Source organism: Coprobacillus cateniformis (genome assembly GCF_009767585.1).
GTDB lineage: Bacteria > Bacillota_I > Bacilli_A > Erysipelotrichales > Coprobacillaceae > Coprobacillus > Coprobacillus cateniformis.
Genome location: NZ_WSNW01000001.1, coordinates 1,685,986 through 1,701,434, shown reverse-complemented (window position 1 = coordinate 1,701,434; position 15,449 = coordinate 1,685,986). Strand labels below are relative to the sequence as shown.

Sequence of the window (15,449 nt, the reverse complement as noted above, 5' to 3'; positions counted from 1 at the left end):
TTTAATAATCTTCAACATTTTTATGACCTCCTCCTAAATTAGATATTGCAGTTACAGCAAATGCATATGTTACAGTTAAACTCAGATTCGAATATTTTAATGTCCATAAGCTTATAACACAACCTAAACACATCATGACTTTATTGATTATTTTATATTTCTTAACTTGCGAAAGTAAGATATCAGGGTTTTGAGGAACTCTATAAATATATATAGGTATAATCATAACCCATAAATATAAATAACAATTCAATTGATACTTTAACAAAAGAATAAAAAGAATGTGAACAAGGAGTGTTAAAAACATACATCTTAACATTGTTTTAGCATGATACCCACCACCATAATATCTAACCCAATAAAATAGAACGAGAAAACATAATGTCCAAAGCAATTGATGAAATAATAATCCCATGATAATAACCATTACAAAAGCCGCTAAATTTGATATGATCAATTGCAATCCATAATTATATAAATCTTGTTCATTAGGTAAGATCTTATGTTTTTTGATGAGACTATCTATTATCATTTGTGATATTTTCTGTAACATAGCATCACCTTTCTTATCTTATCATTATAAATTTTATTTTTCCTTTTGATGTGACACAAACCCCCAAAATCTGCTACACATTCATAAAATTAGTTGTGAAAAGAAATATAAATATAACTAATAAAGGTATCTTCTGTTATCTGTTTTTTATATATTCCATTATATAGATTAACTTTTTCTTGAATAATTGTTAGACCTAGTCCTTGATGTTCTCCACCTTTATGGCTTACCCAATCGATATTGTGATTAACAATAGGGTTTTTGACCTGTATAATTAATTCATTGAGAGAATACTCGATATATATATTGATTTCTTTTTGATTTGTTTTTAATGTTTCTTCTATTGCATTATCAAGAAGATTAAATAATATTGAACAGAGGTCTGTGACTTTCATATGTCCATCTTCAATACTTTTTACAACACAGTGAAATTTAATTTGATCTTTATATTGAGCGTATTTTGTATTAATAATGGCATCTATATATGGATTTTGAGTATGAATGAGTTTGTCAATGGATTTTAATTCTTGAATAACTTCATTATATAATTGATGACTATGTTCAAGATTCAGATATTGAATAGTTTCCAATTTGTTTTTAATATCATGTTTAAATTTCTTTATTTCTTCTTGATTCTTTATGTGAAGATTAATATTTTGAAGAATCATATTATTCATTTGGTTTTTTGTTTTTTCTACTTCTTTTTCTCTATATATATTCATTGTTTGATGAAGTAAGATATGAAAACAGGTGTAAAGAATAATAATGAAAAAGAAGATAAGAAGAACATGACTGTCATCATAAACAATATATTGTGATAATAACATCACTATCAAGATGACAATAATAATGATAAGGTTGTAGAAACATATATATTGTTGAGGAAGATAAGCATTTTTTATATTGGTTATTTTGATAAGATATTTCATTATCAAAAATGATATCATAACGATTATGAATATAATTATGATTCTCATAAATCCTACTGCATAAAGATCAGAAAAATCGAGATGAAAAATATGTATACTCATTCTATTTATGATTAAAGATATAAACCCATACAAACAATAATAACTACTTATTACAAAACCAACCAATGCATAATTATATATAATATTCTTATATACTTGTATTTCAATATAGAGCAAAATTAGATTCAATAATATTCCTAAATATGGAATATCATATACTACTAATTGTCCTAAGAGGTGACCAATAAGATATGTTATTATAAAGTTTATAAATGATAGAAACACGATTCTGATAATAATTCTTTGACTATCTTTTTTAATTAACTGATAAAAGATATAACCAATAACCGTTTCATAAATCAAACAATATAAATACTCTAAAACCATATCCCTCCTCTTCTTTCTACGTATTCATCTATTAATCTATAATATCTATTGCTAGATATGGGCAAACACCTATGTTTCCCCTTTAAAAGGACTCCCTTATCTTTAGTTATTGATAGGATATGCTTCCAATTTATATATGTATTTTTGTTAATACCTAAAAATTCATATTGATAATGTTTCATAAAAGCAGATAAACTGACTCTTTTCATGATATATTTATTTGATTTTGTATAAAGCCAGATATCTCTTTTTTCATATTTTACATAAATAACCTCATTAACATCTAATAGCGTAATATTACTATTATAATTAATCTGAATAAAAGAATCTTTTAGGCGAGTATATATATCTTGAAATTGATTTTGAAAGAAAACTTCTATATTCTCTTTTAATACGAACTTATAAACATTATGGTCAATACAATCCGCCATTCTATCTGCGTGAGAAGTTATGTAAATAATGGGAGTATTATAAAAATGCTTATGAACAAATTCTATACCATCGGTTTCTCTTAGATCTATATCCATAAAGATAAGATGGAAATTGATTTTCTCTTTTTCTTTTAATAGTTTTTCACATGTTAAAAACTTGTATATCTCTATATCATTATAGTAGTCTGTCTTAAGCATTTGTGAACTGATTAATTGAAGAAAAGCCCATTCATCATCAACTATTGCAATATTAAACATTCATTATCTTCCTTAGCATATTGAATTTTAAGTGCTTCATTAATATGTTTTAATGCTTCTGGATCAAGGGATAGAAGATATTGATTTATAAAAGGATATTCTGCAAGTACAGATATTGAACTTTCATGAACATACATATTATATTTTTTAGTATCTTCTCCTATTATATAATTGATTGGCACGTGAAAGTATTGACTAATGATTTTTAATGTTTTTATATCTAATGAGTCTATATTTTTCTCTATTCTACTTACTGTTTGCTGAGACATACCTATCTTGTCTCCAAACTCCTCCTGTGTCAAACCACATTGTTCTCTTAACTCTTTTATTTTCGACATACTTATTCACCTCATATTTCATTATAAAGTAAACACATACATCAATTTACTCACATTTATTGTTTTCGTACTCATAAAATGAGTATTCACATATATTCGTCAACAAATTGTATCTAATTGATAATAATTAAGAGCTGTCCTGTATTCTACTAAAAACTGTATATCTTTTTATACCATAATCACTAAATTTTTCATTACTTATAATTTTTATAGAATTTATTAAGATGATCATAATGCTTCACCAAACACCTTTACACTTTTCATATCAGATAATTTAAATATAAAAACTATGTCTTCAATCACACCATATGATTATTACAAATCAAGAATGTAATTCAATACATAGTTTATACCTAAGCTAATTGTTTCCTTAACTTTACTTCTTTTTCTTTCCACCTTGTTTTAATTAATATATTTATTAAATAAATAACAAATAATTCTCCCATATACACCAATCCAAAAGAACTTTTCAAAAATAAGAAAATCTTTCCAATATATGGTATATGGTAAATGTATTCTCCAATAATATCACTTCTTTTGGTTTCATAATTATCAAAGAAATCTTTACCTTCAGCTTGTGTCCTATAATAAGTATTCCCATCATTACCTATCTGTGTTTCCCTAAAATAGTGAGTTAATAAAATATTTTCACCAAATCGATCAGCTTCAAATGTTACAATTGTATCTGGTTGAATTGTCTTTTCAACAGGTATGAGTTTTGTAAGAACAAGTGAGTAAGTCGGAATTTTCGGCTCCATACTATCTGACAAAACAGTATAAAGACGATAGCCTGTTACTTCTGCCACTTTATCAGGAAAGTATATGATGAGTGTAAAACAAAAAATAAGTTCAATTATAAATACTTTATGTATAATTTGAAGAAATGGTTTGAAATAACGCATGATATACCTCCTTTCATGAGTAAAAAAACCGTCATAAGACGGTTGATTTTATTATTGTAATGTTCCTTTCACAGAAACTTTTAAAGTTTCACCTGCTAAAGATGCATCTTTGACTGACACCTTAACATTATAAGTATTTGTTGCTTCAACTTTAGAATCAACATTTCCAGTCAAACCATTATCAGCACCATCTTGTGTAATTTCTATTGTAGCTTTTGATGAATCTATAGGTTGATCACTTGAATCAGTTAATATTGGTTGAAGTGTTAATGTACTGACTTTACTATTATTATCAACAACATTAAATTCAACTGTACTTGTGTATGATGGAAGTGTATCACCTAAAACTCTACTTTCTTCACTAAAAGTTGTTAATGTTCCTGCTTGTACTGTTACTGGTGTTCCAACAACCAAATTTGCTACATCAGATGTATCTTCTAATTGATCCCATGCTGCGAATGTTCCTGCTGAAGTTGCAACAATTGCTACTGCTGTCGCGAATGTTAAAATTGTACTCTTTTTCATATTATTTTTTCTCCTTTTTTATACAAATGATATTAGGAATGTTATTCCTTAATACATCTTAATTGTATTCCAAAAAAGTTAGATTGTATAATACTTAAATTGAAATGCCTAGTTATATCAATTTATACATAACTAAATATAATCATAGTTTTCATGCAAAATATCTAAAAATACTTGACCTGCATTTGATATTGTATCACGTTTTCGTTTAATAATAACAAAGTTCATTGTGATTCCACTATTCTCTATTTCGATACTCTTTATATGCGAATATTTTAATTCCTCCACCTGCCATTTATTCCCTAACATCAAGGCATCTGCATGATTTATCATATTGATTATAGCATGATAATTGCTCATTATAATACTTCTTTTGAACTCTGATAAGGCAAAGCCATCTATCGATAATGATAAATTTAAATTTGAGAAAAAGTCATATGGTAAGTGAATACGTGGATATTCAAAAAATTCTTTTATATTTACAATTTCTTTATGTGCAAGGGGATTATTTTCACTTATATGTACATATAAAGGACCACTTCCTAATATTTGTACTTCAATATCTTTAACTTCAGCCATCTTTTTAAAGATTGATAATTGGTAGTTATTCAAGATTGTAATTCCTATTTCAGATTTCATATCAATTACATTTTGAAGAACCTCTTCAGCAGTTGTCTCTAAAAACTTGATTTCTGTTTCAGCACTGCTTATACGTTTATAAAAATTCAAAATCATATCATCTTTTAAAAATAAAGAATCTACAGAAATAGATAACTGACTATAAATTTGTTCAGCATCTAATTCCTTTAATCTTTCAAGGACCTGAAATTGATTCAAAATAGATCTTGCATAATAATATAACATTTTCCCAGTCGGTGTAAGTGTCACACCTCTATTGTTTCTTATAATCAATGCTTTCCCCATATCTTCCTCTAAAGCATGGATAGAGCGACTTAAATTAGGCTGAGATATATATAATTTTTCTGCTGCTTTATTTATGCTTCCACAATCTACAACTTCTATAAACTGAAATAACTGTTCTTTTCTCATGATATCCTCCTACATTTCATTTTCATTTTATCATATTTATGAAATACACAAAATAAAATATTCTCTTTAAAAAGAAAAGCAGGCTCATGAAATGAACCTACTTTCTCATTATTTAATTTTTGTTCCATTAGGTAAGCTTTCAACAGATACAAGTTCTAATAACTTTTTCTTAGAACCAGCTAAAATCATTCCTTGTGATTCTACACCACGTAAAACTGCTGGTTTTAAATTAGATACAACAATAACTTTCTTACCAATCATATCTTCTGGACTATAGAAATCAGCAATTCCTGATACAATTTGTCTAACTTCTTTTCCAATGTTAATTTGAGAAATAAGTAATTTATCAGCATCTGGATGCTTTTCACATTTTTCAACTGTTCCAACAGTTAATTCTATTTTAGCAAAATCATCAATAGTAATTTGATTCTCATCTTCTTTTTGTTCTTGTTTTTTAGGTTGTAGTGCTTCTACTTTCTTTTCAACCTCTTTTGGATCTAATCTTGCAAATAATTGTTGTGGTTTATCAGTCACTTTATTTCCCACTGGATATAATCCAAAAGTACTTAAATCTTTGAAATCTCTTAGATCAGTATGAATTTGATCTAAAATTTTTGTAGAAGTTGATGGCATAAATGGTTCTAGTGCAATTGCTGCAAAACGAATAGCTTCTATCAAATTATAAAGAACAGTAGCTAAACGTTCTTGTTTGTCAGTTTCTTTAGCAAGAGCCCAAGGCATTGTATCATCAATATATTTATTTGTTCTTCTTAACAAAACAAAAATTTCGTCTAATGCTTTAGATGCTTTGAACTCATCCATTAAATCTTGTACTTTCTTTGGCATAGCTAAAGCAATTTGCTTTAACTCATCATCAACTTCTTCATATACTTCTGGATTTGTCACAACACCATCAAAATATTTATTTGTCATTGCAATTGTTCTATTAACCAAGTTTCCTAAAATATTAGCTAAATCAGAATTAATACGCTCTACTAATAGATCCCATGTAATACTTCCATCATTATCATAAGGAATTTCATGTAAAACATAATATCTTACGGCATCTACACCAAAGATTTGAACCAAATCATCAGCATAAATTACATTTCCTTTCGATTTAGACATTTTGCTTTCCCCTTGTAATAACCAAGGATGTCCGAACACCTGTTTAGGCAACGGAATGTCTAGTGCCATTAGCATAATTGGCCAATAAATTGTATGAAACCTTACAATATCCTTACCAATTAAATGTAAGTCAGCAGGCCAATATCTTTTATACAGTTCTCCATGATTTCCATCCACATCATAACCAAGACCAGTAATATAATTTGTCAATGCATCAATCCATACATAAACGACATGTTTAGGATCAAAATCAACTGGAATAGACCAAGTAAATGTTGTACGTGATACACATAAATCTTGTAAACCAGGTTTTAAGAAGTTATTCATCATTTCATTCTTTCTTGAAACAGGTTGAATAAACTCTGGATGATTTTCAATATGTTGAATTAAACGATCTGCATATTTAGATAACTTAAAGAAATAAGCTTCTTCCTTAGCATCATGAACAGGTCCCCCACAATCAGGACATTTGCCATCAACAAGTTGTGATTCTGTAAAAAACGATTCACATGCTGTACAATATTTACCCTCATAGTGTCCTAAATAAATATCACCTTGATCATATAATTTCTTAAATATCTTTTGGACTTGCTTAATATGATACTCATCTGTTGTTCTCATAAATTTATCATATGATGAATCCATTAAATCCCAAATATTTTTAACAACCGCTGCTTTTTCATCAACAAATTGTTTAGGAGGGATTCCTGCTTCTTGCGCTTTCAATTCAATCTTCTGGCCATGTTCATCAGTTCCAGTTTGAAAATAAACATTATATCCTTCTTGTCTTTTACTTCTTGCAATAGCATCTGCTAATATAATTTCATATGTATTCCCAATATGTGGTTTTCCTGAAGTATAAGTAATTGCTGTTGTTAAATAATAATCTTTTGGATTTTTCATGTTTGTTCTCTCCTTCCAAATAAAAAAACGCCCCTATAAAAGGACGTTAAATACGCGGTACCACCTTTTTTACACCGAAGTGTCTCTCATTACTTTAACGCAGTTAACGTTTATCTCTAACTATTCAAGATAACAGCTCCCAGACCATTCTCATAAAATTTCTGTCCTGATTTTCACCAACCATCAGTTCTCTAAAACATCCTTTTAATCTCTTCTGTTCTTTGCTTTTTCTATCTTTAACCTTAACAAATATCACTTTTATTGTCAATATCATCTCATATATTTTTAACGCTTTTTTATCTTTTAGACAATTTATTAATTCTATTCAAGATATAAATGAATACCTTCTATTGAGAAACTGTATTTATCTTTGTACTTTGTTTTATATGCTTCATAATTGAAGATTTCATCATCAAGTCTTGTTGATAAGTCCTCAATTCTTATGTACAAAATCTTATCTCCTTTCAATAAACATTTTAACCTTGTTTCATCACCACGTTGTGGCGACAATATGATATCACTTATTTCATTTTGCATAAGTGTAGGAACATCTTTGAATCCTTCAGCGAATTGTTTTAGTAATTTTTCCTCTTTAAATTCACTGACATAAGGTAATGATTTTAATAAACTTATTCTATCTTGATCAGTCGTTTTAATAATATTTCCAATATTATTAATTTCATATATATCTTTATTTATTTTTGCATATGCAATTGGCTGTGCTTCTTGCACTTCAATCTTTATATTCCCTACCCAGTCACATTGAACTGTAGCTTCTTTAATAGCCGGTAATAGTTTTATTTGCTTTTCTATTTTATGAGTATTCATAAACATATAGTATGATGATTGACTGATTGTAATATGTTCAAGTATTTCTTCTTTCTCAGTAAGAGAATTACCACTTATATGTATAGATTTTACTTTTGAATAATCACTTATTAAATAAAATGCAAGTATGATCAAAAGACATAATACTAATAAGATTTTGACTTTTCTTTTCAGTTTCTTTTTCTTTCTTTGTTTTAATGTTTTACGAACTGGATTTTCGTCATATTCATGATATACTGCATTCATTCTTGTTTCACCCTTTCCTGTTGTTTTATTCTAACACAAATCGTTTTGAAAGACTATGCGAATTACGCTATAATGAAAATAACTATTAATAGGAGGAATATTATGGATATTACACAGTTAGTTGATTCCCAACGTCAATATTTTATGACACATGATACGAAAAATATTCAAATGCGTATAAAAACAATTCAGAACATAAAACAATGGATAACTCAAAATGAAGATAAGATTATAATAGCTTTAAAGAAAGACCTCAATAAGCATGCTACTGAATCTTATATGGCTGAAATTGGATTGGTTTTAAGTGAAATAAATTATCAATTAAAACATATAAAAAGATGGTCGAAAAATAAAAAAGTATGGACTCCCTTGGCTCAGTTTTATGGAGTTAGTTATGAAACTTATGAACCTTATGGCGTTACACTTGTTATGAGTCCCTGGAATTATCCTTTTATGTTATCAATCGAACCTGCTATTGGTGCTATTGCAGCTGGAAACACTGTTATTATTAAACCAAGCGCCTATGCACCTCATGTCTCTCATATTATTAAACAAATGATTCATGAAACTTGTCATGAGAAATATGTAGCTGTTGTTGAGGGTGGTCGAGAAGAAAATATAGCATTACTTGAGCAACGTTTTGATTATATCTTTTTTACTGGAAGTGTTGAAGTTGGTAAACAAGTGATGGCTAAAGCTAGTCGCTATTTAACTCCAGTGACATTGGAACTTGGTGGAAAGAGTCCTTGTATTGTTGATGATGCTCATAGTTTAAAATTAGCTGCCAAGAGAATTGCCTTTGGTAAGTTTTTAAATGCTGGACAAACATGTGTCGCGCCAGATTATTTGTTAGTGAGAGAGAACTTAAAAAAGCCGTTTATAGACTATATAAAACAATATATTTTAGAATTCTTTGGTGATAACCCACTTGAAAATGATCAACTTGTTAAGATTATTAACCAAAAACATTTTGAAAGACTCACCCACCTTCTTGAAAATCAAGATATTATTATTGGAGGAAAAGGAAATCTACAAACTTTGAAGATTGAACCTACACTTGTTGATCATATTGATAGTGATAATCCCTTAATGAAAGAAGAAATCTTTGGACCAATTCTTCCTATTATCACATATCATTCAATTGATGAAGTCATAGATTTCATCAACAAAAGAGAAAGACCTCTTGCCTTCTATATATTCTCAAGTCATAAAGATGTTCAAAACAAACTTTTAAACTCTTGTAGTTTTGGAGGTGGATGTATTAATGATACCATTATCCATCTTGCAACAAGCCAACTTGGATTTGGTGGTGTTGGACATAGTGGCATGGGTTCATATCATGGCAAAAAGAGTTTTGAAACCTTCTCTCATACGAGAAGTCTTGTTAAGAAAGCAACATGGATTGATCTCCCATTTAGATATTACCCTTATACGACATTTAAAGAAAAAATGATTCGTCTATTTGAAAAGTAAACGAAACCTTAAAAGCAGTTCAAAAATCTCTCAAATTGAACTGCTTTTTATATTAACTTACTTATTTAATTATTCACTTTATGATGTGGTGCATAGCTATTATCATCTATACCTTTAAAGGTATAACCTAACCCTTGATAATATTCAATAATCTTTGGTAAAGCCTGCACTGTTGTTGATTTTGCCTTTGTATCATGAGCAAGAATCATAATATTATGAGCATGACTTGATGTTGCTTCTTTGACCAATTTATGAACTGCAATATTGTTTCCATTGGCATCCCCTGTACTTGCATTCCAGTCATAATATTGATATCCTCTGTTTTGCACTTCTGACACAAGAACACTCATAATACCTGGTGTGTATTTTTTAGAAACCATGTTAGAACCTCCACCAGGAAATCTTATATACTTAGGAACAAAACCAATTAACCCCTTTACCATTTTTCCTACTTTATTCAAATCATTAAAATATGCATCAACTGAAGCATATACTTTAGAATAATTATGTGTATATGTATGTAGACCTATTGTATGCCCTTTATTATGTGCTTCTTTAATAAGGTTATTATACTTTTGTCCATTACCTGTCACAAAGGATGTTGCTTTGGCATTATATTTATCTAAAATATTTAATATTTGTGCTGTATTTTCAGATGGACCATCATCAAATGTCAGATAAACAACTTTATCTCCACTTTGACCATGATTTGCTACTGATTTCTGAGAAACAGTGACTTTTTTTGTATAAGAGTTGCTATTTCCTGAACGATCAGTAACTGTATATATAACATTATATACTCCTACCTGATTTGTATCAACCTGAGATGAGTTGACATCAATTTGAGGATGCGGATCACGATTATCTTTTGCTGTAACACCTGTTAAATAGTTAATTTTACCATTTTTAGTAACACTTATATCATGTAATCCGCTTAATGTTGGTTTTTCTTCATCTTTGACAATCTTTACATTCGCTGATTTTTCTGTCTTGTTACCACCTGCATCTTCAACAACCACAATGACTTCTTGTTCTCCTTCTTTACTAAAGTCATATGTTTCTTTAAAATATGATTTTGTTTCAGTTTGATCATTGATATTTTTAACAATATCTTCTACTGATACATTCCTACCAAGGTCTATATCCAATGAATTGACTTCAAACGTTGGAGCAACAGTATCTACAACTTCAACCTTTAAAATATATTCCTTATCATTTAATTTATAGATCAATTCATATGTACCTATCTTTTCTATATTGACTTGAGATTTATCAACATCTATATCATCAATATCATGACCTCTCACCTGAGAAATAAAACTTTTAGGATCATACTCCCCTTTAATCTCAATCTTTCCAATATCATCCTTAAATTCAACAACAGGCCTATCCATAAACATAAAAAAGATTACTGCTCCAATAATAGCTATAGCAATTCCTATGATGATATAAACCCTCTTTTTAATCTTCATAATATCCCAGCTTTCTTCATCTCTATTATACATAATTCGACAGTTAATGTATACTCATACATCCTTAATAAATTCCTATATCAACAATACTTTTTAAAATAAACTCAATCTTGTAAATGAAAAGAAGAAGTGCTAATTATGAACTTCTTCTTTTTACTCCATATCATTATTTTTAATCTCAAAACATCTTACCATAAGTATATCTACTTTTTATGTACTTGATCTACTATTCCTTTTGCAATAGCTTCACCTATCTGTTCTAATTTTTGATTATCACTCAAATAATTATAATCTTTTCCCTTAATATAACCTAATTCTACTAATATAGATGGGACAGTATTCGCTTTTAGAACAACCAAACTCTTTCCATCTTGAATACCCCTATTTTTAGAATAATTTAATTTTTCTATGTATGTACCAACAGAAGTTGCCAAAGCTGTACTTTCATCATTTTTAGTATAAACTTCAAACCCTGAAACATCAGTTGTTTTATCAAAATCATTAACATGTATAGATACAAAATACTTAGCCTGATTTGTTTTACTTATTGCTGCTCGCATTTCCAAGTCTGTTTTTTTATCATCATGTAACTCAATATCTTCTGTTCTTGTATAAATAACTTTAATATTTTGATTTTCTAAATACTTGCCAACTGCTTTAGCAGTCGTAAGCGTAATATCTTTTTCAAATAGATTTTTTGTATTTGCACCAGCATCATATCCTCCATGTCCTGGATCAATAACAACTGTTGCAATATATTCTTTCTCCTTTTGTTCAACTTGTACTGGCTTTTCTTTAGCAAAAAATCCAGAAACCTGATCTACTGCAAACATAATTCCTTTATATAGTCCAAAAAGGATTATTATTGCAATGATAGCAACCAAAATAACTCTGTCTATTCTTAATTTTAATTTCTTCTTTTTTGCCATTATCTCACATCCTCGCAAGTTTTATTCTAACATGTTTCGACACAATAACAAATCTTTTTTATATTTTGTTTAACAGATTATTGATTGTATTATCATCCTTTTGAGACTTATCCTGGTTTTTTTCTTATTTTCTTTCTCAATTTTTTAATAATCTCATACTCCTGTATTTTTCTAGATACTCTTTTTGTTCAGGATTCTCATGTTATATGACTTCTCATTGCAACATACTTACTTAACTTCTCTCTTCAATTTTCATCCTGCATAAACCTTATCTCTATATGTATCTCAGTCATTTTATTCTACCTAAATATCTGCAATATGTTCAATTATTTCCATAATCAGCTCATTTTCATTATAATGCAGGAAAGAAAAAAAGATTTGAACCAAATCAAATCTTAATTCCCATTTTTAACATGTATTCTAGTTATTGCTTTTCTCAAAGCCATTTCAGCTCTTAAAATATCGCCATCTTTATCTTGCAGACGTTTTTCTGCTCTACGTTTTGCTTCTTCAGCACGACGTAAATCAATTTCTTCTGGTGATTCTATTGCATTAGCAATAATTGTGGTTTCATCTTCATTGACATAAACAAAACCACCAGATAATGCAAATCTATTTCTTTGCCCGTTCGCATCTTTATAGTCCATTTCTGCAATTTCAAGTCCACTTGCAAGAGGCAAGTGGTTTGCAAGAATACCAATTTGACCTGCTGTTGTTCTTAAGTTGAGTAACTCTACTTCTGTTTCTTTGTAGATTCCTCTTGGTGTCACTATCTTCAGCTTAAACGTTTTCATCAGTTAAAGTCTTTGCTTTCTCAATAGCTTCTTCAATCGAACCTACATTATGAAATGCTTGTTCAGGTAAATGGTCACATTTTCCTTCTAAGATTTCTTTAAATCCTCTGATAGTATCCTCAACTCGAACATATTTACCTTCCATTCCTGTAAATTGAGAAGCTACAGTAAATGGTTGTGATAAGTAATTACGGATACGTCTTGCCCGAGCAACAGTTATCTTGTCTTCTTCACTTAATTCATCCATACCTAAAATAGCAATAATATCCTGTAATTCTTGGAATTTTTGGAGTATCTGTTGCACTCCATGCGCTACTTCATAATGAACTTGTCCTACAACTAAAGGATCAAGAGCTCGTGATGATGAGTTTAATGGGTCAACAGCTGGATATATTCCTAATGCTGCAATAGAACGATCCAATACAACTTTTGCATCTAGATGAGCAAAGGTTGTGGCTGGAGCAGGGTCAGTCAAGTCATCAGCAGGTACATAAACTGCTTGTACTGATGTAATTGAACCTTTTTTTGTTGATGTAATACGTTCTTGTAATTGTCCCATTTCTGTAGCCAGTGTTGGTTGATAACCAGCCTGTGAAGGAACACGTCCTAGTAAAGCTGATACTTCTGAACCAGCTTGTGTAAATCTAAAGATATTATCAATGAATAATAAGACATCTTGATTTTGTTCATCTCTAAAATACTCTGCCATTGTCAGTCCAGTTAATGCAACTCTCAAACGAGATCCTGGTGGCTCATTCATCTGTCCAAAAACGAGAGTTGTTTTATTTAAAACACCACTTTCTTTCATTTCATAATAAAGATCATTACCTTCTCTTGAACGTTCACCAACTCCTGCAAAAACAGACAAACCACCATGCTGAGTTGCAATATTATTAATCAATTCTTGGATCAATACTGTTTTTCCTACTCCAGCACCACCAAACAACCCAATCTTACCACCCTTAATATAAGGACAAATTAAATCAATAACCTTGATTCCTGTTTCTAAGATTTCTGTTTCAGTTCTTTGTTGTGCATAAGTAGGTGCACTTCTATGTATTGGCATAGCCATTACACTAGAATCCAATGGTTCTTTACCATCTATTGGATTCCCTAAAACATTAAACATTCTTCCTAATGTTTCATTTCCTACAGGTACACTAATAGGTGCTCCTGTATCAATCGCATCAAGTCCTCTGATTAATCCATCAGTAGGCCCCATTGCAATACAACGTACGATATCATCACCAATATGTTGTGCAACTTCTACTGTTAATGATTCACCTTGATTATCAATTTGAATCGCAGTGTTTAATGCTGGTAAAAAATCAGCATTAAATGCAATATCAACAACTGGTCCAACAGCACGTACGATTTTACCTATATTAGACATAAGGCACCTCCTTTTCTATTGAGCATTCGCTCCTGCAACGATTTCTGATATTTCATTTGTAATCGCTGTTTGTCTTGCTTGATTATATTTTAACAATAAGTCTTCAATTAATTCTTGCGCATTATCAGTAGCATTTTCCATAGACACACGTCTTGATGCATTTTCACTTGTTACTGACTCTACTAAGTAACCATATATTACTGACTGTAAATACATAGGTATCAGATGATTGAGTACATCACTTGGACTCGGTTCAAAGATAGTAAATTTCTTTGTGACCTCAATATCTGTAAAATCAGCAGTATCAACAGGTAATAATGTAATAACTCTTGGTGTAAAAGTTAAGTTATTAACAAATTGAGTATAAATAATCTTAATTTTAGAAATTTCCTGATCTCTATACATTTGTGTTAATTCACCTACAAGCCTAACAATTTCTCTAAAATCCATAGTTGAATTTAAATGTAAATAATCATGATTAAATTCAATTTGTCTATGTGTTAAATATGCTGCCCCCTTAGAACCAATCATATAAACAAGATCATTATCATCAATCTCATTTGCTATTGTTTTTAAAACATTAGCATTATATCCACCACATAATCCCAAACTTGATGTCATTGCAATATAAACAGTCTTTCCTTGAGTATTCTCTTTTAAATATGGATTATCAATTAAATTCTTATTACTGGCGAGAATCTCGGCAACTGTTTCTTGAACCATACTATAGTAAGGCTTGAGTTCTTCTAATTGTTTTCTTGTCTTTTGCAATTTTGAAGTGGCAACAAGTTGCATTGCTTTTGTGATTTTTTTTGTAGATTCAACGGACTTTATACGCCTTTTAATAGACTGCATATTACTAGCCATT

Annotated in this window: 15 protein-coding genes and 1 other annotated feature; of the genes, 1 reads left to right on the top strand and 14 read right to left on the bottom strand. The window is 29.7% G+C overall.

Annotated elements, in window-relative coordinates; all coding sequences use genetic code 11:
• Position 1 precedes the first annotated feature (1 nt).
• The 9 genes from GQF29_RS08610 to GQF29_RS08570 all read right to left on the bottom strand — a co-directional run bounded on the left by GQF29_RS08610 (position 2) and on the right by GQF29_RS08570 (position 8,520).
• Positions 2-553: an accessory gene regulator B family protein gene (locus GQF29_RS08610; protein ID WP_054325227.1), complete on the bottom strand. Its 552-nt coding sequence runs from the start codon at positions 551-553 to the stop codon at positions 2-4.
• An 89-nt stretch (positions 554-642) separates the two neighbouring features.
• Positions 643-1,911 carry a sensor histidine kinase gene (locus GQF29_RS08605; RefSeq protein ID WP_054688820.1) on the bottom strand — a complete coding sequence of 423 codons (1,269 nt, stop codon included), beginning with the start codon at positions 1,909-1,911 and terminating at the stop codon, positions 643-645.
• Positions 1,902-2,600 (bottom strand): LytR/AlgR family response regulator transcription factor, encoded by a 699-nt coding sequence (locus tag GQF29_RS08600; protein ID WP_054325226.1) that lies wholly within the window; start codon positions 2,598-2,600, stop codon positions 1,902-1,904. Before GQF29_RS08600 ends, GQF29_RS08605 begins: the two co-directional genes overlap by 10 nt.
• A complete protein-coding gene (locus GQF29_RS08595; RefSeq protein ID WP_008788973.1) occupies positions 2,582-2,938 on the bottom strand; it encodes a helix-turn-helix domain-containing protein in 357 nt (118 codons plus the stop codon). Before GQF29_RS08595 ends, GQF29_RS08600 begins: the two co-directional genes overlap by 19 nt.
• 353 nt (positions 2,939-3,291) lie before the next feature.
• A complete protein-coding gene (locus GQF29_RS08590) occupies positions 3,292-3,840 on the bottom strand; it encodes a S24/S26 family peptidase (RefSeq protein ID WP_008788974.1) in 549 nt (182 codons plus the stop codon).
• A 51-nt stretch (positions 3,841-3,891) separates the two neighbouring features.
• A complete protein-coding gene (locus GQF29_RS08585; protein WP_008788975.1) occupies positions 3,892-4,365 on the bottom strand; it encodes a hypothetical protein in 474 nt (157 codons plus the stop codon).
• Positions 4,366-4,497: 132 nt separating this feature from the next.
• A complete protein-coding gene (locus GQF29_RS08580; RefSeq protein ID WP_054325225.1) occupies positions 4,498-5,415 on the bottom strand; it encodes a LysR family transcriptional regulator in 918 nt (305 codons plus the stop codon).
• A gap of 108 nt (positions 5,416-5,523) precedes the next feature.
• Complete coding sequence (metG, locus tag GQF29_RS08575; protein ID WP_008788977.1) at positions 5,524-7,446, bottom strand: methionine--tRNA ligase; 1,923 nt, start codon at positions 7,444-7,446, stop codon at positions 5,524-5,526.
• A gap of 36 nt (positions 7,447-7,482) precedes the next feature.
• Positions 7,483-7,677 (bottom strand) — a binding site (T-box leader).
• Between the two features lie 90 nt (positions 7,678-7,767).
• On the bottom strand, positions 7,768-8,520 hold the full coding sequence (locus GQF29_RS08570; protein WP_008788978.1) for a cell division protein FtsQ/DivIB: 753 nt from the start codon (positions 8,518-8,520) through the stop codon (positions 7,768-7,770).
• 72 nt (positions 8,521-8,592) lie between these two features.
• On the opposite strand from GQF29_RS08570, the gene GQF29_RS08565 reads away from it, so the two are divergent.
• A complete protein-coding gene (locus tag GQF29_RS08565) occupies positions 8,593-9,993 on the top strand; it encodes an aldehyde dehydrogenase (protein WP_083806996.1) in 1,401 nt (466 codons plus the stop codon).
• Positions 9,994-10,058: 65 nt separating this feature from the next.
• Here GQF29_RS08565 and GQF29_RS08560 read toward each other — a convergent pair whose 3' ends face one another.
• From GQF29_RS08560 to atpG, 5 genes are all read right to left on the bottom strand, one after another.
• On the bottom strand, positions 10,059-11,465 hold the full coding sequence (locus GQF29_RS08560) for a polysaccharide deacetylase family protein (RefSeq protein ID WP_008788980.1): 1,407 nt from the start codon (positions 11,463-11,465) through the stop codon (positions 10,059-10,061).
• A gap of 203 nt (positions 11,466-11,668) precedes the next feature.
• Positions 11,669-12,394, bottom strand: a complete 726-nt coding sequence (locus GQF29_RS08555; protein WP_008788981.1) for an N-acetylmuramoyl-L-alanine amidase family protein — start codon at positions 12,392-12,394, stop codon at positions 11,669-11,671.
• Between the two features lie 395 nt (positions 12,395-12,789).
• Positions 12,790-13,188 carry a F0F1 ATP synthase subunit epsilon gene (locus tag GQF29_RS08550; RefSeq protein ID WP_008788982.1) on the bottom strand — a complete coding sequence of 133 codons (399 nt, stop codon included), beginning with the start codon at positions 13,186-13,188 and terminating at the stop codon, positions 12,790-12,792.
• The gene (gene atpD / locus GQF29_RS08545; RefSeq protein ID WP_008788983.1) at positions 13,175-14,581 is read right to left on the bottom strand and encodes a F0F1 ATP synthase subunit beta; all 1,407 of its coding nucleotides are present in this window, start codon (positions 14,579-14,581) and stop codon (positions 13,175-13,177) included. Before atpD ends, GQF29_RS08550 begins: the two co-directional genes overlap by 14 nt.
• 15 nt (positions 14,582-14,596) lie before the next feature.
• Positions 14,597-15,448 carry an ATP synthase F1 subunit gamma gene (gene atpG, locus GQF29_RS08540; RefSeq protein ID WP_008788984.1) on the bottom strand — a complete coding sequence of 284 codons (852 nt, stop codon included), beginning with the start codon at positions 15,446-15,448 and terminating at the stop codon, positions 14,597-14,599.
• Position 15,449 lies beyond the last annotated feature (1 nt).